The following is a 20,449-nucleotide window of genomic DNA, read 5'->3' as shown; positions in this document are numbered from 1 at the left end:
TAAGGATATTGCATCTATGATCAAAGCTGTTTTCATTGCTGTTGTTTCTGCTACCCTGTTAATCACCGCGTGTGCGCCGATGTCCTCGATGACTGCCAGTAAAAAAGACGCGGCTTTTTATGGCCGTTTTGTGAATCCTTCTGATGACGTCGATGGTGCCTCTGATAGATTGGATCAGCTTAAGCTTCTGCAGACGGGGGCTGAGTACCCGATGCGTATGGCCCTTTTTGCCAATGGCAGGTTCTATTATCAGGTGGATAACCTGGGTGACGGTCAGGGCGCATGGGATGTTACTGACGGAGTGTTGCGTTTACGAGCGATCCGTCCACTGTTTGATATGAATCTTTTTGTTTCAGGTGCCAATGACGAAAGTGACGAGACGGTGATTCGTTTTATCGATCGGCATGGATTCAATTCTGTTCGAATCGAATTGCGCGACCCGCAGGCGATGAAGCAACAGGGGATGATCCCACCGGAGTTGTCCGTGTACCGGGTGTCAGACAAAGGAATTTAGATCTAGGGTGGTTTTTCCAACGGGTGGCCAGACATGCTTTATGGAAATGAATCCATTTCCCATTATACAAGAAGTAACATCTGCATTTGGATGCTGATGGCAATGCAGGCTGGGATCCTGAATATTGGCGGCTTTATGGCCTGTCACCGCTTTGTTTCTCACGTGACCGGGTTTGCCACCTTCTTCGGGCATGAAATCAGCCAGTTTGATTTTGATATGGCTCTGGGGATGCTGGCAGTTCCGTTGTTCTTTCTGTTTGGCGCCATGATTAGTGGTTTGTTGGTTGATGTCCGTCTGAAGCTGCATAAAAAGCCAAAATACTATATCAGCTTTGGTATGATCTTTTTCCTGTCGGCGGTCGTCGCGGGTGGGGGATTGTTGGGATATTTCGGCACCTTTGGTGAGCCGCTCAGAGAGTCACGGGACTATACCCTTTTGATTTTGCTATGTTTGATCTGCGGTATTCAAAATGGCACGATCACCACGGTGTCCCGTTCGGTCATCCGCACGACACACCTGACAGGGATCACAACCGATCTGGGGATTGGTCTAAGTCGTCTTCTGAATTATCGTAAGCTTGAAAAAGAGATCGCTTTTGATGGGGAACTTAAAGCCAACCTGATGCGCTTGGGAATTATCGCCTTTTTTGGTCTGGGTTCGGTCATCGGGGGCTTTGCCTTCAGCCTCTTTGGGCACGGAGGTTTTGTGATTCCGGTGGCCACCTCCGGGGTTCTGTTCTGGACGATGTATTATTTCCAGGTCCTGGTGCCTCGGAAGAATCAATAATGCGGTGGCTTTTCGTTGCCGCGAATCTCTTCGCCGCCATCCCCCAGGGCTTCTTTTAGACGGGTGGTCAGGCCTTGTAACAGGATCTCCAGTTTATCGATGGTTTTCTGTTGTTGATAAATCACCTGGTGAAGCTCTTCCAGTTGGTATTCCTGATGCGCAATCTTCGTTTCAATATTGATTAGGCGTTGTTCATCCATGGGTTCCTCGTCTGTGGAGGTTTCATACCCTAGACTTGCAAGGACGTCAAATTCAGCCGATCGAAGTTCGTTTTCCGGGCGAGCCCGCTTGAGGGTTTTATGCGATCTCTATAAATTTTATTCTGCAAAGATGTCGGCGATTCCCGTGTAGGGGGCGTTGTAGTACTTGGTTTTTGAAAAGCCGGCTTGAGAAGTGATTTCGGCCAGTCGTCGGGCGCGTTCGGCGGTGTCGGCAAGAATCAACAGCAGCTCATACTTTTGCAGACCTGCACTTTCAAGCTGGGCTCGGACATCGGAGCGGGGGTGTTGCTCTTCATCCATCAGTTTCTGCCAGGGGAAGGCGATGATGGTGGATTTCAGGCGCTTTTCCTGTTGCCAGTTATCAGCCACGGCAGCTTCAGAGTCCCGTGTATCCAGAATCTGCACCTTGACCGGGGCCGGGGGAGCTCTGAGGCCCCCCAGTGAGCTGGTCCGGGCTTTGGAACTCCAGGAAAGGTGGGGAATGTTCTGAGTGAAATAGCCGCGCAGTTCCTTTTTGTTAAGAGCTTCGGGTTTAGCCACAGTGCTGGTTGTTTGACATCCACAAAGCGCAAGGAATGAAACTAGCAGCAAAGTTTTCACACGAGTTTCCTCTTAGTGGGTTTTCTTTTTTCTTTTTTCGCGTTCTTCAATGTCCTTGGCGAAAAGTTTGGCCACCCAGGTGTCTTGCACTCCCACTTTGCTGCCAGACAACTGGAGCTGGGTTTTTGATCTGTATTGAGGATCATAGTTCAGGGCCTTGATGTCGATATTTTTCTTGGCAAAGAATTCGCTCATTCGCTCTGCAGTTTGGTTGGCATCAAAAGACTCTTGCTGGTTCAGCTCTTTTTCCAGTTCTTCGCAAAGAGTCTGTGTCTCGGGATCACTGGTCATTCCCACATTCTGGGAAGCCGCTTTAACCAGATGGTGCAGGTTGTAGCTTTTTTGCAGAATCTCATCGAGTTTTTCCGGGTGACGACTTAAATGGCTGCCAGCCTGGTAAAGATGGTAATAGAACAGGGCCTTTGGCAGCAGGTCTTGTTCTGTTTCTGAAGACTGAAGAACAGCAGGCACAACTTCATTCATTCCGGGTAAACGGAAAAGATAGCGGAACACAGGGGCGGCCGTTTCCACCACGGGATCATGGTCGTTATAAAGACTTGTGATGAAAAATCTGAAGGTCGCGTTGGCAGGATCTGTCAGGAAAGTGCTTTCAGGAGCTTTTGTGATGTATTTGCAGCTTTCCGACAGGGGCCGCTCGATATTGGCAAAATCATCGCGCAACACCTGCAAAGCCATTTTCCCCGGAGAGACTGTGGATGTCTGAGTTGATTCGCTGCCATTTTCTTCAGCAGCTTTACTGACAGCAGATGGGACCAGAGCATTTTTGATCTGATAAGCAGATGGAAGTCGGGAAAGTCCCCAGAGTCCCAGCGCTGTTAAAATAACAAAACAAAGTCCGAGGCTGATTGTGAGGATTTTAAGAGTATTCTTCCACTTCATGAGTGTCTCCTGTAATACAGAAGAACTGAATCATAGAATGATCCGACGGGCAATGATACGTGGTGCTATATTACATTTATCTTGAATGAAGTGTTGACCCACGCACCCTGGAGGCATATAGTCACATCTCACTCGTCGCGGGGTGGAGCAGTCTGGTAGCTCGTCGGGCTCATAACCCGAAGGCCGTAGGTTCAAATCCTGCCCCCGCAACCAATAAAGGCCCGATGGTAAACCATCGGGCCTTTTCCATTTTTAGTGTTTCACTCGTGAAAATAGCTACTTATGTCTTGTTCAATCTGAAATTTTTAAATTCGTTTTCACTTTTACGTCGTAGGTTTTTGAGTTCTTACGTCGTAGGTGTCGTAGGTCTGTAAATTCACCATATCGACTACATCACTTTGAGATGATTCATTTAGGATATGAAAGCCATTACCCTTATCAAGACTGAGCCGGATTATTCAAATGTTCCTGTTGGAAGCTACTATGTAAGAGCGTTCAAAAGCTCGTGGAGGCTTTATGTTCAAACCTTCAAAGACGGTAAGAAAACAGATACGAAAGTTTCTAATCTAGCTTATCAGGAGCTGGGCTTCAGGTCTGAGTGGTCATTAGAGCAAGCCCGAGAACGCTGTAAGCGGCTCAATAAAGAGAAAAATCTCATCAAAGCAAAGGTTAGGCAGGCCGCCAATCGAGTTACGAAATTAGTCTCAATGAACGAAACTCTATTTCCTGAAGATCTTGTGAAAGCATTTTCAAAACGCCTCGAAGATGATAACGAGGGCTCACAGAATCATCTAAAGAAGATGAACAGCCATTTCCTGAAGGTCCAGACACTATGCATAGAGTTAGAGCTAATTCCTTCGGATTATCATGACAGTCAGAAAGTTGTTTACAAATGGTTTGCTAAGAATCGGATTTCTTTGGGCTATGCTCAAAAGCTTATAAGCTTAATGAATCGGTGGGGGCACTTTGTTTCTAAGAGAGATGGAAGATTCTTTGAACCCATTCCTCCAGTTAGGGGAATATCCAGAGAATCTATTAGTGATGCTCATGAGGGTAAAACAGGTGTTAGAACTGCATCAGAGTGAAGGCTCTCTCATTCGTGAGAGACTGCTGTGAGAAATGAGAGACTGGCGTGAGAGTAGAATCAATCTAATGGTTATTTATAATTTCAGGTAAAAACTAACCAAAGTCTGGTGTTAGGATAGTTGTATTTCAACTTGAGTGATGATCAGAAGGAAAATATAATCAGGTATTCATTAGTTTTTAATTATTCAAGCGATTAAGAGAGTTGCGTGAAATCAATTGTAATATTATTTTTAGCAATAATAGTTTTGCAAAACGGATATGCTAAATCTGGAAATTTAAAAATTTATACAGAACAAATCTTCTCTCATCGTCTGAAAATGAAACCAAAGTCTGAATTCGACAAATGGAACGCCGATCAGTGGAGTAATGCTGCCTCAGTTTGTGCTTTTGAGGCTCAAGTAAAAATCCCCAAAGAAGTTAATGAACTTCCCAACCTCAAGTCTGGATCATTTAGACTTCCAGATGATATAGAAGCGTTTTGCAGAGCTTTGGCAAAAGGACCATCTCCTCAATGCTTTTACTTAAGATCAATGATAGAGCCATTTCAACCACCCACTGCTGGATTACCAGCAGACTATGTCTATATGAAAAAACTTGTTCCTGAGGGCACAATGGTTACTGTTGGTGGAGAATGTAATCTTGTAACAAATGAATTTTCAACAAAACAATTTTTTTCCGGACAAGCTAAGGTTGTTTGGAGACTAAAGCCATCTCTAAAATCTGTTCAAACATTCAAAGGCCCGAGACAGCTAAATATGGGAAATATCTGGTTCGATGTGGAAGGGATGCCAGGCAAAGAAAATATGCCTTCATCGTCAGCGGTAATTATTTCTAATTAATCACTTGACCTTCCCCCAATAAACCACCTTTTTTAGGCTCAAGTTTTTCACAAAATGAAAAAGCATCAGCCCATAATGCTGCTTCTGCGGTTTTTGTGCGTCCGTAAAAATGACTAACTGTGGCGCTAATCTTAAAAGGCTGATGGGCTTTGTATTCAGAAGCATGAGCCAAGGTGGAAATACTCAGAGACATAATTACAGAAAATACTTTTTTTAACGAAGGTCCATGACTTGCTGAACTCCATTCAAGAACTTGATATGGATAGAAAAGATCAAAACATATTTGGTGGACAATCGGTTTCGATTGGCTGCCATGTCACAGTGGCCTCCTACTGTTTGCCACAAGCTTTATCGACACTGCAAAAATCGGCCCCGGACTATCGCATAGAGCTTCGTCATGATCTATCTCGCAATGTGCAAGCAGAGGTTCAGCATGGACGCTTGGATGTGGGGATTGTTATCAATCCAGTTCGAGTTCCCGATTTGGTGGTGTCTCGTTTGGGTTATGATATTGTTGCAGTTTGGGAGGGGGCAACTGTCTTTGACCCTCAGACGGTTATTTGCAATTCCAATCTTTTTCAATCTCAAGCGATCTTAAAAAAATGGAAACTGCGTCCTCGAAAAACAATTGAAACCGAAAGCCTGGACTTGATTTGTCGACTGACGAGCAAGGGGCTTGGATATGGAATTATTCCCACCAAAGCTGTTGAATTGTCTGACGAAAAACTGCGGCAGGTGAAGTCGCTACCGACTTATAAGGATGAAATCGCGTTGGTTCATCGCCCTGAATTTGGGCGCTCCCAGCCTGAACGATTATTACTTGATGCTATTCGATCTGCCTTTTAGTGTATCTAGCAGTCTTTATGGCGCATCCCGTCAGTGTGCTCTCTGTATCTCGATGGTCAGCCATCGGGCCTTTTCCGTTTTCAGCCCATTGTGATTTTTTTCTGATTTCCACTTGCCCAAGACCGTTATCCACCTTTAAGGCTTAAAGGGAGCTTTACAAAGGAGATACCAGCATGATCATGAGTGCCGCACAATTTGTCCGAAAAGGACTGGAACCCCAACATCTCATTTCATTCTTAAGTTTGATCGTCTTTTTGTTGTCCAGTGTCTTTGCGGAAGAAAATTTGTGGGTCTCGATCACGGCGGCAGTTTTTTTGGGCGTCGCTGTTATGTCCTCTGTTCACCACGCCGAAGTTATTGCCCATAAAATCGGAGAGGGCCTGGGAACTCTGGTTCTGGCTCTGTGTGTGACTATCATCGAGGTGGGGTTGATTGTTTCTTTAATGAATCAGTCGACTGAAGCCAGTGCGGAGGCTTCCGTTTTGGCTCGTGACACCGTGTTTGCCGCAGTGATGATTATCACCAATGGGATGGTGTCTCTGTGTCTGATACTGGGGGGCTTGAAGTACAAAGAGCAGGAGTTCCAGGTTCAAGGCTCAAAGAGCCTGATGGTCGTGCTTATGACTCTGGCACTGTTGGTGTTTGTGCTTCCGAACTATACCACCACGACGTCTGTGGGGACCTACAATACGCCTCAGATGATCTTCATTGGTGCCATTTGTGTGCTTTTGTATCTTCTGTTTATTTTCTTCCAGACCACGACCCACAAGGCCTATTTTGAAGCAGTCGATAAGACCAGCGACATTACTCCGATGGATACAACTCACGAAATATCTGTTGTGGATGCGTGGCTAAGCTTTATTTCTTTGTGCGTAAGTCTGGTGGCGGTGATCGGCCTTGCCAAGATGATTTCTCCATTGATTGAGCAGGGTGTGGATTATCTCGGGGCTCCGAAGTCGGTGGTGGGACTTTTGATCGCAGCTATCGTTCTTCTTCCAGAAACATGGGCAGCCATCAATGCAGCTCGTGCCAACCGCCTGCAAACCAGTTTGAATCTGGCCCTGGGGTCCGGGATTGCCAGTATCGCCCTGACAATCCCGACTGTGATTGTGTTCTGTCTTTTGACGAATCAGTCTTTGATGTTGGGGCTTAGCAATAAAGACATGGTCTTTATGCTCATGACATTCATGGCGGGCATGATCACTTTGGGGACAGGGAAGGCGACGTTGCTTCAAGGGGCGGTTCACGGGGTGATTCTGCTGACTTACTTTGTGATGTCTTTTATCCCTTAGTGGGACTTTCGATGTAAAAGAGGCTGTTGATATGGTGCGCAAGCAGCCTTGGCCGTCCTAATTTCCCTCTCGGGGATAGGCTCCCGTTGCATCACTCTTTGAATTTCGATAAATTAAGTGTTTTAGGGGTTAAAATGCAACCAGGATCAAAGCCAGAAAATAAATTCTCTCCTCCAACAGATGTTAAATCCGTTTTGAATATGTTTAAGAAACCAAAAAAGGTTGTGGTGACGGCGGGGATGCCGTACGCAAACGGCCCTTTGCATCTGGGGCATCTTGCCGGGGCGCACGTGCCGGCAGACATTTATGCTCGTTGGATGCGCATGCTGATCGGGGCGGAAAACGTCCTGTTCGTGAACGGCAATGACGATCATGGTTCGACCAGTGAAGTGGCGGCGGTTCAGGCTGGAAAGACCATCCGCGAATTTATCGACACCATCCATGAAAAACAAAAAGAGACTCTGAAAAAATACTCTATTCAGACTGACGTATTTACGGGCACTTCGCGCCCGGAAACTTATCCTTTGCATGAACAGTATTCTCAGGATTTCCTGCGTCGTCTGTTTGAAAATGGCATGCTGGAAAAGCGTATCACCAAGCAGTGGTATGATCCGAAGATGAACCGCTTCCTGCAGGACCGCTTTGTGCGTGGAACCTGTCCGAACTGTGGTAACACCGAAGCTTATTCTGATGAGTGTGATGCCTGTGGCACGCAGTTTGATCCAAGCACTCTGCAGAATCCGCGCAGTCAGCTGAGTGACGCCAAACCAGAGCTGAAAGACACCGCTCACTGGTGGTTGGATATGTGGAAGGTTGCAGACCCTTTGAAGGCCTGGATCGACACCAAACAAAAAGCCTGGCGCTCAGCGGTTGTCCAGGAGGTCAGCAACACGGTTCTGATTGGTTGCCGCTTTGAAAATCAGTTCGAAGCAAAATACAAAGAAATCAAAGAGACTTTGCCAAAGCATAAGTCCCGTTACGTGGCTGGTAAAAAGGTGGAGTGCCTGTTTGATTCCAAGGCGGATCTTGCGCAGGCGCAGGATGCATTGGAGGCTGCGGGGATTCCATCGGTTGTAACAGACAAATGGGGCTATCGTCCGATCACCCGTGACGTGTCCTGGGGGATTCCGGTTCCAGCCGAGCTGGATCCGGAAATGAAAGGCAAGACATTGTATGTCTGGCCGGACTCTTTGATTGCTCCTATCGTTTTCACAAAAGTGGCTTTGGAGCAGTCAGGTCGTGACCCTGAACAGTATAAGGACTTCTGGTGTGATCCAGAGGCTACGGTGGTGCAGTTCCTGGGGCAGGACAATGTGTTCTTCTATGTGATCATGCAGGGAGCGATGTGGTTGGGTCATAAGCAGAACCCTATGCAACTTCCGCAAAAAGGCGATCTGCAAATGACGGAAATCTTAAGCTGTTATCATCTGATGGTGAACGGTGAAAAGATGAGCAAGTCCAAGGGGAACTTCTACACTGGGGATCAGCTGCTTGAGATGGGTTATTCCCCGGATCAGGTTCGTTACTTCCTGGCGTTGTTAAGCTTGCCAGTGAAAGCATCCAACTTTGATTTTGAGCATTTTGCCGAACGCAACAAGTTCCTGGCCGGTCCTATGAACGCGGCTTTCGAAAAGCCGATTTCAGCCTGCAACTCGAAATTTAACGGTAAAGTTCCCGAAGGTAAACTGATCGGTAAAGCTGAAGCTGAAACTGTGAAGATCGTGCAAATGTATCTGCGCTCGATGCAAAAAGGCGACTATGCGATTTTGCTGGGGCAGATTGAAAACTACGCACGACAGATCAATTCATTGTTCACGCAGTACAAACCGCACGATGACCGTGCGCCGGAAGCGGAAAGAAAAGATGCTCTTTTCACCTGCTTCTATGTGCTGAAGAATTTGATGATTATGCTGGCGCCATTTGTTCCGGAAACGGTGAACGAGCTTCGAAAATCTTTGAATCTTCCAGAAAGCGCGCTGCGCGCGGAAGAGCTGGGAACAGGAATTCCTGCCGGCCACGTCATTGGTGTGAAGGGAGTTTATTTCCCAGCGGTTAAAGATGAAAGCAGCGCTGAGGCTGAATAGTCCTTGATGTTGTTGTGTCTAAATAAAAAAAAAGCCCGGCTCAAGACCGGGCTTTTTTTGTGTGAACTGGGTTCCTTCTTTCATGGGAAAGAAGGGGTATGGTATTAATGAACACCCAGAACCTTGCACGTGTTGGCTTCAACTTTAACCCATGAATCTGTCCGGTTTTCAGTCTCAAGGTTCAAGATCTCAATTCGATAGTAGATGGAAGCGTCTTGTGTTTCAGCGCTGTAGATATTCAGTGTAATCATCGCATCCTGGCCATTGGCATACAGATAGTGATCATATGCCGCTTTTAGAGCTTCAGGTTGGCATTTGATGACATTGGATGCCAGGGACAGAGAGTGCGACGCAAAGATAAGAGCAAATACCGCAAAAGCTTTTTTCATACGAGGTCCTTTCTAGGGATTCTTTTTCTCAGAGACGGTTTCAGCTTCGCCTCTGGGGTTCATGGAAATATATTTGGTGCGGGTCACGCGGATCTTCGGTAGCTCGGCAGGGTCTTTTCCTTCGGCAGCCATTTTTTCGATCTCAAACGGGACCACTTGTTTTTTTCCTTTGCGCGCGGGATGTTTTTCAAGCTGATAAGCGCAGTTTTTAGAGCAGGTGTCCTTGGCATACTCAATCTTGATACAGTCTTCACAGATCAATTCGTGAGCATCACAGCGTTTACATTCAATTTTGATGGTAGAAGGCTGGCCACAGTGAGGGCACAGGCCAAACTTCGTGGTGGGCTTTAGTTCCTGATTAACAGCCACACGGTGGTCAAAGACAAAGCATTCACCTTCGAATTGGTCGTTTGGATATTCTTTGATGTAGTTCAGAATACCGCCGTCCAGTTGATAGACGTTGTTATAGCCTTTGTCCTGAAGTTCCAGAATGCCTTTTTCACAGCGGATTCCTCCGGTGCAGAAGATCAGCATTTTTTTGTCTTTAGGAATGCCCTGGGCCTCAATGTACTGAGGGAATTCCGTGAATTTTTCGATATTAGGATTCAAAGCCCCCTTAAAGGTTCCGATTTTGTACTCGTACCAGTTGCGGGTGTCGATCATGACGTAATCGGATTCTTCCTTCAGAACGCGATTCCACTCTGTTGGGGACAGGTGATGGTTCACGCCTTCCGGTGGCATCACGCCAGGGATTCCTGTTGTGACGATCTCACTGCGGATTTTAACCTTGAAGCGGCGAAACGGAGCCTTGTTAGACTCGGAATCTTTGAAGAACTGATCCGGAGAGTTGAAGTATTCGCGAATAAAGTTTTTCCAGGCAGCGAAAGACTCCAGGGAGGAGGTTGCGCAGGTGGAGTTAAACCCTTCTTCACCCAGGATCACAAGACCCTTCACATTAAGTTCTTCGGCTTTGTCTTCAAGAGCTTTTTGAATGGCCGGCAAGTCGGCTAGTTTTGTAAAACGATAGAATGCCGTAACATAATAGTTCGACGTCTCAGACATATGGTCACCTTCCATTATCCACCACCAATCTCTCGGTGGCTGTCTTGGCTCCAAACCAAGGGGAGTTAAAAAGTATGGAGGCTGTTATAGGGGCTTTTTTCTCTTGAGGCAAGAGTCCTGACCCAGTTAGCCTTAAATACGAGGGGTAATTTGTATGAAATTCTTGGTCTTTTCCGTATTGGTGAGCACTTTGACAGCATTTTCTGCCTTGGCGGAAGAGCCTATGCCCATTCCTCGTTTGGAGGGGCTGTACAATTATCAGGATGACTTTGTAGTGACCCTGATTCGTCGTGTGGAGGATATTCCCGACACAATGGCTGAAGGCAAAGCGCGGGTGAAGCAGCTTCGGAAAGAGGGGCATACTTGTGGTCGTAAAAATCCCCAGGTGGCTCGCTGTATTAAATCGGAAAGGCCTAATGCCCCGCTGGAAGAACTGCGGGCTCCTGTAGCCAACCTGATGCGCACTGTGGATGTGGAATTCTATCCAGGTGAAGAGCCGCCGGTGCTGAATCACAATGGGTCTAGCACCCAGGAGTGGCTTTTGCGGGATGTAGTTCGCCTGATGAAGAAGAAAGTGAATCTGTATTTTGTTGTGCGCAGCTATGAAGGGCGCATTTCATTGAGTTTCCCGGTTTCTGAGGGGCAACCCATCGGGAATCTGATCTATCATGGTGCTGATAAATTAGGCCTTCAGCTCACGGCCAGCCGTAAAGAGTCGCCCTCCGTCACGATCGGTTATGTGATGGAAGCTTATTTAAATCCGGGATTATGATTGCGGTGCGGCATTTGCTTGTAAGACGGGGTTTTTCCCCGTAAAAAGATCTTTTCACTAAGGAAGATCCAAATGCTCGCAACTCCGCAGATTCAAAAAGAAATTCAACGTCGTCGCACGTTCGCTATCATCTCGCACCCGGATGCCGGGAAGACGACATTGACCGAAAAGCTGCTCTATCACGGGGGAGTGATTCACGAGACCGGGGAAGTGAAAGGCAAGCAGGGAACCAAGGCTGTGACGTCCGACTGGATGGCGATGGAGCGAGAAAAAGGGATCTCCATCACATCTTCTGTGATGACTTTCGACTTCGACGGTTTGCGTGTGAACCTTCTGGACACCCCGGGACACAAAGACTTCTCGGAGGACACGTACCGTGTTTTGATGGCCGTGGAATCCGCGTGCATGCTGATTGACGTGGCCAAGGGTGTGGAAGAGCGTACCAAGAAACTTTACGAAGTCTGCCGCATGCGCCATATTCCGATTTTCACTTTCGTGAACAAGTTGGACCGTGAGGGGAAGGATCCTCTGACCTTGATTGATGAGGTCGAAAAAACCCTGAATATGCAGTGTTACCCGGTGACCTGGCCGTTGGGTATCGGGCAGCGCTTCCGCGGTATTTACAATCGTCTGACCAAAGAACTTTGGATCTACGATCAGCGCCGTGAGGAAGTGGAAGACTACAAAATCATTCCTTTCGAAAAAGGCAAGGACGATCAAATTTTGTACGACTATCTGGATAAGGAATCCGCCGATCAGGTTTTGGAAGAGCTGGATCTGATCGAAGGTGCGCTGCCTCCATTTGATGTGAATGAATTCTTGAGCGGAGCGATTTCGCCGGTGACGTTTGGATCTGCCAAACAGAATTTCGGGGTGGATACGTTCCTGCAGTTCTTTACGAAGTACGCTCCAGGTCCACAGCCTCGTCACACCAAAGATGGCAAGGATATGGATCCTTGCGATGCGAATTTCTCGGGCTTTGTATTTAAAATCCAGGCCAATATGGATAAACGTCACCGTGACCGTATTGCGTTCATTCGTATTTGTTCCGGCAAGTTTGAGCGTGGGATGAAAGTCAAACACTCCCGTCACGATAAGGAACTGCGCCTGTCATATGCCAGTCAGTTTATCGCTGCGGATAAAGAGACAGTCGATGATGCTTATGCCGGTGATATTGTCGGGGTGGGGGATACGGGCAATTTTGCGATCGGTGACTGTGTATATGCTTCTGGCAAAGTTCACTTTGAGGATATTCCAAAATTTGCTCCCGAGCTGTTCGGGAAACTGTCTGTCCGGGACGCTTTGAAACGTCAGAAGATGAACGAAGCCCTGATCCACTTGTCGGAAGAGGGTGCGATTCAGTTGTTCATTGATCCAATCATCGGCCCTCAGGATCCGATTATTGGTGCGGTCGGCGAGCTTCAGTTTGAAGTGTTGTTGCGTCGTCTGCTGGATGAATACAATCTGGAAGTGAAGCTGACTCGCCTGCCATACGGCGTGGCCCGCTGGCCGCGCACCGAAGATGGTAAGCCCGTCGCGGATCTCAAAGGCGGTGCAAACATGTTCCGTGATTTGCAGGACAACCCCGTTGTGCTGGTCAATCAGGAATGGGACTTGAACTGGTTGAAGCGTGAAAACCCAACAGTCGAGTTCCACACAAGCATCACTCGCGCGCGGTAAGGCGGCAGCATGATTTTACCATTGGAAATTTCCAATCTGCGCAAAACCTACAAAGGTGGCACAGTCGAGGCGGTGAAAGGTGTTTCCTTCACCGTCAAACCGGGCGAGATTTTCGGCCTTCTGGGCCCGAACGGCGCAGGTAAGACCACGATCATCTCAACGATCACAACTCTTGAAAAACCAACATCCGGAACAGTACAGGTCTTCGGCGTGGATGTTCAGAAAGATCCTCTGTTCACGAAACGTCAGATCGGGGTGGTTCATCAGGAAGTAATCACGTCGGGCTTTTTTGATGTGGAAGAAATTCTGACGTTCCATTCCGGATACTATGGGCTGCGCAACAACAAAGAGCGCATTCATTTTCTTTTGGAAAAGCTGTCTTTGTTTGAACACCGGCACAAAAAAGTAAAGCAGCTTTCCGGCGGGATGAAGCGGCGTTTAATGATTGCCAAAGCTCTGGTTCATAATCCGAAACTGCTTTTGTTGGATGAACCGACGGCGGGCGTGGATATTCGTCTGCGTGAAGATCTGTGGCGCTTTGTGGAAGAGCTTCGTAATGACGGGATGTCGATCCTTTTAACCACTCACTATCTTGAAGAGGCTCAGCAACTTTGTGATCGTGTGGGAATCATCAATCTGGGCAGTCTGGTTGAGTTGGGTAACACCAAAGCCATCATTCGCCAGTACACCCTGAAAAAGATCCGCGTGATCCTGACAGAAAGGCATCCCCTGCAGTCTGAATACCTGCAAGAGGTTGACGGTAAGGAGTACCTGTTCATCGTTCCTCAGAATAAGACCCTGGGGGAATTCCTGAGCGAGGTCGCGATTCCTACGGCCTTGATTCAGGATATTCACATCGAAGAGGGCAATCTGGAAGAAGCCTTCCTCAAGCTTGTCAGTAAGAAAGATGTCCAGGTGCCGCAATGACCGGATTTATTACGATTTTTCAGCGTGAAATCGCGCGTTTTTTGAAAGTCATCGTGCAAACGGTGATCACACCTTTTGTTTCCTCGTTCCTGTATCTGCTGATCTTTGGTGTGTCGCTGGGCGGACAGATGCAGGCGCATCAGGGCGTCAGCTATTTAAGTTTTTTGATTCCTGGCTTAATGATGATGGGGCTTATCAATAATGCCTTCCAAAATTCATCGTCCTCAGTGGTGTCATCAAAGTTTTCCGGTGATCTGGAGGATCTGCGCGTGGCACCGATCACTGATCACGAAATTATCTGGGCGATGAGTCTGGCATCGCTGGTACGCGGAACGATCGTGGCCCTGATCACTTACGTTGTTGGTGCTCTTTTCATGTACTATCAACAAGGCGAGTGGCTGATGATTGCTCATCCCTTGACCACTTTATTCTTTGTGGTGATGGCGGGTTTGATCTTCGGTATGATCGGAATCAGTATTGCCTTCTGGGCGACGACCTTCGATCAACTTTCGGCTTTTTCGGCATTCATTCTGCTGCCTCTGACTTATTTGGGTGGGGTCTTTTTATCCATCGAACACTTGCATCCATTCTGGCAGGCGGTGTCCAAAGCCAATCCTTTGTTGTATCTGATCAATGGACTTCGCTACGGGATTTTGGGCGTCAGCGATGTCAATGTCTGGACAGCGGCGATCATTTCAATGATTGGTTTTGTGGTGTTCTTTGCAGTGGCCAAATTCAGCCTGAAAAAAGGCTCTTTCCAGCGTTGGTGATTTATGAAAGCATTTCGTAAGAATCAGAAAGTGCAGTGGAAGTGGTTGGGTCGTCCTATCTCTGGAGTGGTTGAAGAGATCTATCTGGAGTCTGTGACTCAAACGATCAAAGGGAAACAGATCACTCGTCACGGCTCGCCCGAAAAGCCCGCCTATCTGGTAAAGTCCGATGCCGGAAATCTGGCTTTAAAACTACACAGCGAGCTTCAGACCGCGTCAGCCCCAGGGAAGCAGTTCAAAATCTTCTCTGACGACTGATCTTTGACTTTGGCATCCTGGTCTTCGGCTCCTGTGTTAAGGATTTCATCATAAAGTCAGCTTGATATGACGGGGTCCTGGATGGATCCACAAAGACTCCTGTCTTTTTTGGATGGATTCTTCGATTGCGCCCGCACGAGCATCGTTGGATGGCAGCAGGGATTTGAGTTCTGAGGTTTGGGCTGACTTAAGCTGACTGGAACTCGTGGTATTACTCCCGGGGCTTGCGGCTGCGGAAGAAAGTGCGGTAAGTAAAATAGCGGCTGTTAAAAGTGGTTTCATTTGTACCTCTGGGTTTGTTGTTTGCGAAACCTTAGAGCAAAATACGGGACCGCTTTTTGAGGGTGTCAGAGTGCGATAAATTTGAGCTGAGATGATTTTTTCTTAAAACAAGGAATAGACGGGTCTGCGTTCTTGGAAATCGGACGGAGACGGGCGAGTGCCGGACATCCGGCGGTTCAGGGCCACCGGATCGTATTTGAAGGCGGGAATTAGAATGACGCCGGAGCAGGGGACTGGGAAGTTTGAGTTCCGTCGTTTACCACGCTGAAATTCAAAGATTCGAATTCCTTGTAACGTCTTCTCTCGTCTTCCAGGCGCTGAGCTTCGATTTTTTCCAGAATTGTGTTTTCAGTTTGGACTTCCATTTGTTTACGAGCGTCTCTCAGGCTGTCCATGGTGGTGGAGTGAGACGTTCTTAGGCCCGTTTGCGCAGATGCAACAGCCGCAGCTCCCAGAACAGAAACAAGTACAAATTTTTTCATAAAGTGCCCCTTTGTGAGTCCTCATACCGGGAAATAACTCATAAAGAATGCCTTGACGCACTGCCGGAGTATATTATTCTCAGTCCCTGCATCTTTGTCATTCCGGTGGGGATGGGGTAAAGAAGATCCTTCAGGAGTTTCACATGTTTGAGAATTTATCAGATAAAATCATGACAAGCCTTAAGAAGGTCCGCGGTCAGCACAAGATCAGCGAGGCCAATATTGAGGAAGTGATCAAGGAAATCCGTCTGAGTCTTCTTGAAGCCGACGTGAACTTCAAGGTTGTTAAAACCTTCATCGACAAGGTCAAAGAAAAAGCTCTGGGGCAGGATGTTCTAACCAACGTTAACCCGGGCCAGATGTTCGTTAAGATCGTTCACGACGAGTTGGTGAACGTTTTGGGTGGCGGCGCGGTTGAAATCAACGTGCGTGAAAACCCCAGCGTGATCTTCCTGGTGGGGCTGCAGGGCGCTGGTAAAACCACGTCGGCTGCGAAATTGTCTCTTTATATCCGCCAGAAGCTCAACAAAAAGCCGGGTCTGGTTCCGGCCGACATTTACCGTCCGGCGGCGATCGATCAGTTGCAGACTTTGGGTAAGCAAAACAACATTCCGACCTTCCCAACCCAAGTGGGCATGAAGCCGGAAGAGATTCTGGAAAAAGCCAAACAATGGGCCCGCGACAACATGGTCGAAGTGGTCATTGTCGATACGGCAGGCCGCCTGCAAATTGACGAAGACCTGATGGGCGAGCTGGGCCGCTTGAAAGAAATCTGGACGCCGCAGGAAATCCTTCTGGTGGCGGACGCGATGCTAGGTCAGCAGTCCGTGAGTGTGGCTGAGGGCTTCCATAAGCGTTTAAATCTGACGGGCCTTGTATTGACCAAGGTGGACGGGGATGCGCGTGGTGGTGCGGCCTTGTCCATTCGTGAAGTGACAGGGATTCCGATTAAGTTCCTCGGTGTGGGTGAAAAAGTCTCTGCCTTGGAAGTCTTCCATCCGGATCGTCTTGCGGGACGTATTTTGGATATGGGGGATGTGCTTTCTTTGGTCGAGAAGGCGCAGGAAGTGATCGATGAAAAGGCGGCTCGTGATTCAGCCAAAAAGCTGATGAAAAACGAGTTCACCCTTGAAGACTTCCTGACTCAGATCCAGCAGCTCAAAAAGATGGGCGGCTTTGAAAGTATTTTGAAATTTTTACCGGGCATGGGGGAGTTGAGCAAACAGCTTAAAAACATGACCCCTCCGGATGCAGAAATGAAGAAAATTGAGGCGATCATTCGCTCGATGACTATCCAGGAACGGCAGAACCATAAGATTTTAAATGCGTCGCGTCGCATGAGGATCGCTCAAGGGAGCGGGACTCAGGTTCAAGACGTGAACAAGCTGATAAAGCAGTTTGAGGACGCTAAAAAGATGATGGGTGGGCTGATGAAAATGGGTATGGGTCGAGGCGGAATGAAGTTTCCATTTTAGGGCTTGATATTTAACCATGAACCAAGTACAAACTTGGACTTACTGTTTTTGATACATGAGGTTTAGAAATGGCAGTTGTAATTCGTTTGGCTCGTATGGGCGCTAAGCATGATCCTAAATACCGCGTAACTGTAGCGGATTCTCGTCGTTATGTGACTGGTAAATTCCTTGATATCCTTGGAACTTACATCCCTTCTCCAAAAGGTAACGACAAAAAGGTTGAACTTGATCTGGCTAAAGTTGAAGAGTGGATCAAAAAAGGTGCTCAACCTACAGATCGCGTAAAACACGTGATCAAATTGGCTCAAGCTAAATAAGTTGTTGGCTTCCTATTTGGTTTTGTTAAACTACCAGATAGGTACTATCTGTGGGGGTAAATATGGATAGCTTGAAAGACCTCGTTGAGTTCATGGCAAAATCCCTAGTGGACAAGCCAGAAAATGTCGAAGTTGATGAAATCCCTGGGCAGCAAACCACACTTCTTGCTTTAAAGGTTGATAAAGAAGACCTTGGTAAAGTGATTGGTAAGCAAGGTAAAACTGCTGCGGCAATGAGAACCATCATCCGCGCGGCTGGTACAAAGCTGAACAAACGTTATCACTTGGATATCGTTGAATAATTTAGCTCGATAAAATTTAGAGATAATTCTCAAGGAAGGGGTTGCCAATACGGTAACCCCTTTCTTTTTTGCGATGCCGGTGAATAAGAAACGGCATCAGGGAAGACGGCGCGTCTTCCCAGTATGATACGGAGACGGAAAATGAAGTTAGTAGGTAAGATTCGCGAAGCTCACGGGCTTAAAGGTGATCTTTATGTTTTAGTTTTTTCGGGTGATATTTCCTGGGCAAAGCGTATGAAGTCCTTCGGGTTGAAGGCAAAAGATTCTGATGAGATCAAATCCTTCACGGTCGAGCGCACCAAGCCTTTTAAAAAAGGTCTGATCGTGAAAGCCGGCGAAGTTACAGATCGCACTATGGCAGAAGGTCTGGAGCACATGGAGTTCTATATCGACGATGAACTTTTAGTGTCCAAGCCGGGCGAAACTATCTATCTGGAAGAAATTAAAAACTTCAAATTGAAGAATCCGGAACAAACTGTTTTGGGCGAAATCGTTGGTTTCTCCTCGAACGGCGTTCAGGATCTTTTGGTTGTTGAGACGACCACAGGCAAGCAAGCTGAAATTCCGTTCGTGGATCAGTTCATTAAAAAGATTGATTTCAAGCACCAGGCTGTGGTGATGGACCTTCCAGAAGGTCTGCTTGATCTGGAAAATGCTTAAGATAGACGTGATCACTCTTTTTCCTGAGATGATTGAAAACGCCGTGTCCCACGGTGTTTTGGGTCAGGCTTTGAAGGGTGATCTGCTCTCTGTTCATGCGCACACGCCGCGCGAATTTGCCACGGACAAGCATAAGACTGTTGATGATCGCCCTTTCGGGGGCGGTGACGGCATGATCATGCTTTCGGAAACTTTGGAAAAAAGCCTTCTTAAGGTGAAACATAATACTTCCAGAGTCATCTATCTTTCCCCTCAAGGTTCGGTGCTAACCGACGAAAAGGCCCGACAGCTGTCCCAGGCGGAGCATCTGGTTTTGATCTGTGGGCGCTATGGTGGGATCGACCAAAGAATCATCAACACCTATGTGGATGAGGAAATCTCCATCGGAGATTACGTGCTTTCCGGTGGGGAGCTGGGCGCGCTGGTCGTGATTGATGCGCTTTCCAGATTTATTCCGGGTGTGTTGGGTCATTCGGACTCTGCGGACCAGGATAGTTTTTCTCAAGGACTGCTTGAGCATCCCAACTACACCAGACCCCGTCAGTATCTGGATCAGGAAGTGCCTGAGGTTTTGCTGAGTGGAAACCACAAGTTGATCGCGGAATGGAAGGAAAAGGTTTCGGCCTTGGTCACCCTAAAAAAGCGGCCGGATTTATTTAAAGAATATCTTAAAGTGGAGCGTGAGAAGTATCACGCTCTGAAAAAGAAGAAGACTGCCGAGCCTTTGAAGGAACTCTTGAAGTTCTGGCAGCAAATGTCCCTGCAAGATCGCAAAGTTTTGGGGCTGCAGGGGTTGAATGAGGAAGACTTCCATGACTGAAGAAACACCTTACGTGCCTCGTCTGGCGATTGGTCTGGTTCACTATCCAGTCCGGGATCGTCTGCAAAAAACCGTGGCGACGAACATCACCAATTTTGATATTCACGACATCGCCCGAGCGGCTACGGTCTATGGAGTGGAAAAATATTACATCATCCATCCGATGAAAGAGCAGCTCATGTTCGTTGATCGAGTTTTGGATCATTGGCGCACGGGGCAGGGGGCGAAGTTCAACCCCATGAGAAAGACCGCTCTGGGCAACGTTATGGCGGTTGAGAGCGTCGAACAGGCCATGGCTGACTGGAATGTCCCTGAGGCTCTAACGATCGCAACCACGGCCCGTACAGAGTGGGCGAAGCATAAGTATAGTTTTGCTGAGCTGCGTAATGAAATGCATGTGGCCAAAAAGCCAGTTTTTATGCTATTTGGTACGGGCTTCGGTTTGACAGAAGACCTCATCAGATCCTGCTCAGGGGTTCTGGAGAGCATTAGGGGTGCTCCCCCCAAAGATTATCGGCATCTTTCCGTAAGATCTGCCGTAAGTATCTGTCTTGACCGTGTCATGGGTCCATGGTAGACCCTTGTTTTACTTTTTGTGAAAATTGACTGCTATAAGGATTTTAAGCAATGGCTAAAGAAACAAACCTCGTTCGTCGCGTTAGTGTTAAAGCTGCTAATAAAAACATCCAATCCTTCAACTCTGGTGACACTGTTAACGTATTCGTTAAAGTAAAAGAGGGTGAGAAAGAGCGTGTTCAGCTTTACAAAGGTATCGTAACTAAGATCCAAGGATCTGGTGCAGGCAAGTCCTTCACAGTTCGTAAAATGTCTGCGGGTGTTGGTGTGGAAAGAACTTTCCCGTTTGCATCTCCAGCTATCGATAAAGTTGAGATCGTAAACATGGGTAAAGTACGTCGTTCAAGACTTTACTACCTTCGTGATCTTAAAGGTAAAGCAGCGAAAATCGAATCTGAATTGGTTACTGTAAAAGCAGACTAGTTCAGCGATTGCAAAAGCTTTAAAAATAGAAAACCTGGAGTTCAACAACTCCGGGTTTTTTAGTTTCTGACGCAGTTTAATCTCAG

At 47.4% G+C, this 20,449-nt stretch carries 27 protein-coding genes and 1 tRNA gene; 20 read left to right on the top strand and 8 right to left on the bottom strand.

The features are described from left to right. The first annotated feature begins 16 nt into the window (after window positions 1-16). Window positions 17-514, top strand: coding sequence for a transposase (locus tag ACZ5ZZ_RS09235; protein WP_464139036.1), 498 nt, complete (start codon window positions 17-19; stop codon window positions 512-514). Between the two features lie 33 nt (window positions 515-547). Then, the gene (locus ACZ5ZZ_RS09230; RefSeq protein ID WP_464121373.1) at window positions 548-1,300 is read left to right on the top strand and encodes a YoaK family protein; all 753 of its coding nucleotides are present in this window, start codon (window positions 548-550) and stop codon (window positions 1,298-1,300) included. On the opposite strand, the gene ACZ5ZZ_RS09225 is transcribed toward ACZ5ZZ_RS09230, so the two are convergent. The 3 genes from ACZ5ZZ_RS09225 to ACZ5ZZ_RS09215 all read right to left on the bottom strand — a co-directional run bounded on the left by ACZ5ZZ_RS09225 (window position 1,294) and on the right by ACZ5ZZ_RS09215 (window position 3,021). After that, window positions 1,294-1,500 carry a SlyX family protein gene (locus tag ACZ5ZZ_RS09225; RefSeq protein ID WP_464121372.1) on the bottom strand — a complete coding sequence of 69 codons (207 nt, stop codon included), beginning with the start codon at window positions 1,498-1,500 and terminating at the stop codon, window positions 1,294-1,296. The genes ACZ5ZZ_RS09230 and ACZ5ZZ_RS09225 overlap by 7 nt on opposite strands. A gap of 117 nt (window positions 1,501-1,617) precedes the next feature. Then, window positions 1,618-2,121, bottom strand: a complete 504-nt coding sequence (locus tag ACZ5ZZ_RS09220) for a hypothetical protein (RefSeq protein ID WP_464139035.1) — start codon at window positions 2,119-2,121, stop codon at window positions 1,618-1,620. A 12-nt stretch (window positions 2,122-2,133) separates the two neighbouring features. Next, the gene (locus ACZ5ZZ_RS09215) at window positions 2,134-3,021 is read right to left on the bottom strand and encodes a hypothetical protein (protein WP_464139034.1); all 888 of its coding nucleotides are present in this window, start codon (window positions 3,019-3,021) and stop codon (window positions 2,134-2,136) included. A gap of 136 nt (window positions 3,022-3,157) precedes the next feature. Between ACZ5ZZ_RS09215 and ACZ5ZZ_RS09210 the strand changes: the two genes are divergently transcribed. The 3 genes from ACZ5ZZ_RS09210 to ACZ5ZZ_RS09200 all read left to right on the top strand — a co-directional run bounded on the left by ACZ5ZZ_RS09210 (window position 3,158) and on the right by ACZ5ZZ_RS09200 (window position 4,946). Further along, a tRNA-Met gene (locus ACZ5ZZ_RS09210) sits at window positions 3,158-3,234 on the top strand. A 206-nt stretch (window positions 3,235-3,440) separates the two neighbouring features. Further along, entirely contained in the window at window positions 3,441-4,106 is a 666-nt protein-coding gene (locus ACZ5ZZ_RS09205; RefSeq protein ID WP_464139032.1) for a hypothetical protein, read from the top strand. A 207-nt stretch (window positions 4,107-4,313) separates the two neighbouring features. Then, window positions 4,314-4,946, top strand: a complete 633-nt coding sequence (locus tag ACZ5ZZ_RS09200) for a hypothetical protein (RefSeq protein ID WP_464139031.1) — start codon at window positions 4,314-4,316, stop codon at window positions 4,944-4,946. On the opposite strand, the gene ACZ5ZZ_RS09195 is transcribed toward ACZ5ZZ_RS09200, so the two are convergent. Further along, window positions 4,939-5,139, bottom strand: coding sequence for a hypothetical protein (locus tag ACZ5ZZ_RS09195; RefSeq protein WP_464139029.1), 201 nt, complete (start codon window positions 5,137-5,139; stop codon window positions 4,939-4,941). The genes ACZ5ZZ_RS09200 and ACZ5ZZ_RS09195 overlap by 8 nt on opposite strands. Before the next feature lie 38 nt (window positions 5,140-5,177). Here ACZ5ZZ_RS09195 and ACZ5ZZ_RS09190 point away from each other — a divergent pair, with 38 nt between their 5' ends. The 3 genes from ACZ5ZZ_RS09190 (at window position 5,178) to ACZ5ZZ_RS09180 (ending at window position 9,168) form a co-directional block, all read left to right on the top strand. Continuing rightward, complete coding sequence (locus tag ACZ5ZZ_RS09190; RefSeq protein WP_464139028.1) at window positions 5,178-5,792, top strand: LysR family transcriptional regulator substrate-binding protein; 615 nt, start codon at window positions 5,178-5,180, stop codon at window positions 5,790-5,792. Between the two features lie 173 nt (window positions 5,793-5,965). After that, window positions 5,966-7,084, top strand: coding sequence for a calcium:cation antiporter (locus ACZ5ZZ_RS09185; RefSeq protein ID WP_464139026.1), 1,119 nt, complete (start codon window positions 5,966-5,968; stop codon window positions 7,082-7,084). A gap of 200 nt (window positions 7,085-7,284) precedes the next feature. Continuing rightward, window positions 7,285-9,168 (top strand): methionine--tRNA ligase, encoded by a 1,884-nt coding sequence (locus tag ACZ5ZZ_RS09180; protein WP_464139024.1) that lies wholly within the window; start codon window positions 7,285-7,287, stop codon window positions 9,166-9,168. Window positions 9,169-9,272: 104 nt separating this feature from the next. On the opposite strand, the gene ACZ5ZZ_RS09175 is transcribed toward ACZ5ZZ_RS09180, so the two are convergent. After that, window positions 9,273-9,557: a hypothetical protein gene (locus ACZ5ZZ_RS09175; protein ID WP_464139022.1), complete on the bottom strand. Its 285-nt coding sequence runs from the start codon at window positions 9,555-9,557 to the stop codon at window positions 9,273-9,275. A 12-nt stretch (window positions 9,558-9,569) separates the two neighbouring features. After that, window positions 9,570-10,619, bottom strand: coding sequence for an oxygen-dependent tRNA uridine(34) hydroxylase TrhO (trhO, locus tag ACZ5ZZ_RS09170; protein WP_464121363.1), 1,050 nt, complete (start codon window positions 10,617-10,619; stop codon window positions 9,570-9,572). A gap of 154 nt (window positions 10,620-10,773) precedes the next feature. Between trhO and ACZ5ZZ_RS09165 the strand changes: the two genes are divergently transcribed. The 5 genes from ACZ5ZZ_RS09165 to ACZ5ZZ_RS09145 all read left to right on the top strand — a co-directional run bounded on the left by ACZ5ZZ_RS09165 (window position 10,774) and on the right by ACZ5ZZ_RS09145 (window position 15,026). Beyond that, window positions 10,774-11,391, top strand: a complete 618-nt coding sequence (locus tag ACZ5ZZ_RS09165; protein WP_464139021.1) for a hypothetical protein — start codon at window positions 10,774-10,776, stop codon at window positions 11,389-11,391. 72 nt (window positions 11,392-11,463) lie between these two features. Continuing rightward, the gene (locus ACZ5ZZ_RS09160; protein ID WP_464121361.1) at window positions 11,464-13,071 is read left to right on the top strand and encodes a peptide chain release factor 3; all 1,608 of its coding nucleotides are present in this window, start codon (window positions 11,464-11,466) and stop codon (window positions 13,069-13,071) included. A gap of 9 nt (window positions 13,072-13,080) precedes the next feature. Beyond that, a complete protein-coding gene (locus tag ACZ5ZZ_RS09155) occupies window positions 13,081-13,998 on the top strand; it encodes an ABC transporter ATP-binding protein (RefSeq protein ID WP_464139019.1) in 918 nt (305 codons plus the stop codon). Next, window positions 13,995-14,768 (top strand): ABC transporter permease, encoded by a 774-nt coding sequence (locus ACZ5ZZ_RS09150; protein ID WP_464139018.1) that lies wholly within the window; start codon window positions 13,995-13,997, stop codon window positions 14,766-14,768. The genes ACZ5ZZ_RS09155 and ACZ5ZZ_RS09150 overlap by 4 nt, the downstream gene beginning before the upstream one ends. 3 nt (window positions 14,769-14,771) lie before the next feature. Continuing rightward, a complete protein-coding gene (locus ACZ5ZZ_RS09145) occupies window positions 14,772-15,026 on the top strand; it encodes a hypervirulence associated TUDOR domain-containing protein (RefSeq protein ID WP_464130772.1) in 255 nt (84 codons plus the stop codon). Window positions 15,027-15,074: 48 nt separating this feature from the next. Here the strand turns inward: ACZ5ZZ_RS09145 and ACZ5ZZ_RS09140 are convergent, their stop codons facing one another. After that, window positions 15,075-15,308 carry a hypothetical protein gene (locus ACZ5ZZ_RS09140; protein WP_464139016.1) on the bottom strand — a complete coding sequence of 78 codons (234 nt, stop codon included), beginning with the start codon at window positions 15,306-15,308 and terminating at the stop codon, window positions 15,075-15,077. A gap of 209 nt (window positions 15,309-15,517) precedes the next feature. Next, the gene (locus ACZ5ZZ_RS09135) at window positions 15,518-15,790 is read right to left on the bottom strand and encodes a hypothetical protein (protein ID WP_464130769.1); all 273 of its coding nucleotides are present in this window, start codon (window positions 15,788-15,790) and stop codon (window positions 15,518-15,520) included. 143 nt (window positions 15,791-15,933) lie between these two features. Here ACZ5ZZ_RS09135 and ffh point away from each other — a divergent pair, with 143 nt between their 5' ends. From ffh to rplS, 7 genes are all read left to right on the top strand, one after another. Then, on the top strand, window positions 15,934-17,265 hold the full coding sequence (ffh, locus tag ACZ5ZZ_RS09130) for a signal recognition particle protein (RefSeq protein WP_464139015.1): 1,332 nt from the start codon (window positions 15,934-15,936) through the stop codon (window positions 17,263-17,265). A 68-nt stretch (window positions 17,266-17,333) separates the two neighbouring features. After that, entirely contained in the window at window positions 17,334-17,582 is a 249-nt protein-coding gene (gene rpsP, locus ACZ5ZZ_RS09125) for a 30S ribosomal protein S16 (RefSeq protein WP_262551976.1), read from the top strand. 62 nt (window positions 17,583-17,644) lie between these two features. Beyond that, complete coding sequence (locus tag ACZ5ZZ_RS09120) at window positions 17,645-17,884, top strand: KH domain-containing protein (protein ID WP_038446499.1); 240 nt, start codon at window positions 17,645-17,647, stop codon at window positions 17,882-17,884. Window positions 17,885-18,025: 141 nt separating this feature from the next. Next, a complete protein-coding gene (gene rimM, locus ACZ5ZZ_RS09115) occupies window positions 18,026-18,544 on the top strand; it encodes a ribosome maturation factor RimM (RefSeq protein WP_464130767.1) in 519 nt (172 codons plus the stop codon). Further along, complete coding sequence (trmD, locus tag ACZ5ZZ_RS09110; RefSeq protein ID WP_464139013.1) at window positions 18,537-19,364, top strand: tRNA (guanosine(37)-N1)-methyltransferase TrmD; 828 nt, start codon at window positions 18,537-18,539, stop codon at window positions 19,362-19,364. Before rimM ends, trmD begins: the two co-directional genes overlap by 8 nt. Beyond that, window positions 19,357-19,941 carry an RNA methyltransferase gene (locus ACZ5ZZ_RS09105; RefSeq protein ID WP_464130763.1) on the top strand — a complete coding sequence of 195 codons (585 nt, stop codon included), beginning with the start codon at window positions 19,357-19,359 and terminating at the stop codon, window positions 19,939-19,941. The genes trmD and ACZ5ZZ_RS09105 overlap by 8 nt, the downstream gene beginning before the upstream one ends. 50 nt (window positions 19,942-19,991) lie before the next feature. After that, a complete protein-coding gene (rplS, locus tag ACZ5ZZ_RS09100) occupies window positions 19,992-20,363 on the top strand; it encodes a 50S ribosomal protein L19 (protein WP_464121332.1) in 372 nt (123 codons plus the stop codon). Window positions 20,364-20,449: the final 86 nt, after the last annotated feature.

The organism is Bdellovibrio sp. HM001, assembly GCF_055397275.1.
The sequence above is the reverse complement of the archived record's forward strand: the minus strand, read 5'-3'. Positions and strand labels throughout refer to the sequence as shown.

Coding starts and splice junctions, on each gene's coding strand:
- ACZ5ZZ_RS09235 (WP_464139036.1), top strand. CDS start 17: ATGATCAAAGCTGTTTTCATTGCTGTTGTTTCTGCTACCCTGTTAATC.
- ACZ5ZZ_RS09230 (WP_464121373.1), top strand. CDS start 548: ATGCTTTATGGAAATGAATCCATTTCCCATTATACAAGAAGTAACATC.
- ACZ5ZZ_RS09225 (WP_464121372.1), bottom strand. CDS start 1,500: ATGGATGAACAACGCCTAATCAATATTGAAACGAAGATTGCGCATCAG.
- ACZ5ZZ_RS09215 (WP_464139034.1), bottom strand. CDS start 3,021: ATGAAGTGGAAGAATACTCTTAAAATCCTCACAATCAGCCTCGGACTT.
- ACZ5ZZ_RS09205 (WP_464139032.1), top strand. CDS start 3,441: ATGAAAGCCATTACCCTTATCAAGACTGAGCCGGATTATTCAAATGTT.
- ACZ5ZZ_RS09195 (WP_464139029.1), bottom strand. CDS start 5,139: ATGTCTCTGAGTATTTCCACCTTGGCTCATGCTTCTGAATACAAAGCC.
- ACZ5ZZ_RS09185 (WP_464139026.1), top strand. CDS start 5,966: ATGATCATGAGTGCCGCACAATTTGTCCGAAAAGGACTGGAACCCCAA.
- ACZ5ZZ_RS09180 (WP_464139024.1), top strand. CDS start 7,285: ATGTTTAAGAAACCAAAAAAGGTTGTGGTGACGGCGGGGATGCCGTAC.
- ACZ5ZZ_RS09175 (WP_464139022.1), bottom strand. CDS start 9,557: ATGAAAAAAGCTTTTGCGGTATTTGCTCTTATCTTTGCGTCGCACTCT.
- trhO (WP_464121363.1), bottom strand. CDS start 10,619: ATGTCTGAGACGTCGAACTATTATGTTACGGCATTCTATCGTTTTACA.
- ACZ5ZZ_RS09165 (WP_464139021.1), top strand. CDS start 10,774: ATGAAATTCTTGGTCTTTTCCGTATTGGTGAGCACTTTGACAGCATTT.
- ACZ5ZZ_RS09160 (WP_464121361.1), top strand. CDS start 11,464: ATGCTCGCAACTCCGCAGATTCAAAAAGAAATTCAACGTCGTCGCACG.
- ACZ5ZZ_RS09155 (WP_464139019.1), top strand. CDS start 13,081: ATGATTTTACCATTGGAAATTTCCAATCTGCGCAAAACCTACAAAGGT.
- ACZ5ZZ_RS09150 (WP_464139018.1), top strand. CDS start 13,995: ATGACCGGATTTATTACGATTTTTCAGCGTGAAATCGCGCGTTTTTTG.
- ACZ5ZZ_RS09145 (WP_464130772.1), top strand. CDS start 14,772: ATGAAAGCATTTCGTAAGAATCAGAAAGTGCAGTGGAAGTGGTTGGGT.
- ACZ5ZZ_RS09140 (WP_464139016.1), bottom strand. CDS start 15,308: ATGAAACCACTTTTAACAGCCGCTATTTTACTTACCGCACTTTCTTCC.
- ACZ5ZZ_RS09135 (WP_464130769.1), bottom strand. CDS start 15,790: ATGAAAAAATTTGTACTTGTTTCTGTTCTGGGAGCTGCGGCTGTTGCA.
- ffh (WP_464139015.1), top strand. CDS start 15,934: ATGTTTGAGAATTTATCAGATAAAATCATGACAAGCCTTAAGAAGGTC.
- rpsP (WP_262551976.1), top strand. CDS start 17,334: ATGGCAGTTGTAATTCGTTTGGCTCGTATGGGCGCTAAGCATGATCCT.
- ACZ5ZZ_RS09120 (WP_038446499.1), top strand. CDS start 17,645: ATGGATAGCTTGAAAGACCTCGTTGAGTTCATGGCAAAATCCCTAGTG.
- rimM (WP_464130767.1), top strand. CDS start 18,026: ATGAAGTTAGTAGGTAAGATTCGCGAAGCTCACGGGCTTAAAGGTGAT.
- trmD (WP_464139013.1), top strand. CDS start 18,537: ATGCTTAAGATAGACGTGATCACTCTTTTTCCTGAGATGATTGAAAAC.
- ACZ5ZZ_RS09105 (WP_464130763.1), top strand. CDS start 19,357: ATGACTGAAGAAACACCTTACGTGCCTCGTCTGGCGATTGGTCTGGTT.
- rplS (WP_464121332.1), top strand. CDS start 19,992: ATGGCTAAAGAAACAAACCTCGTTCGTCGCGTTAGTGTTAAAGCTGCT.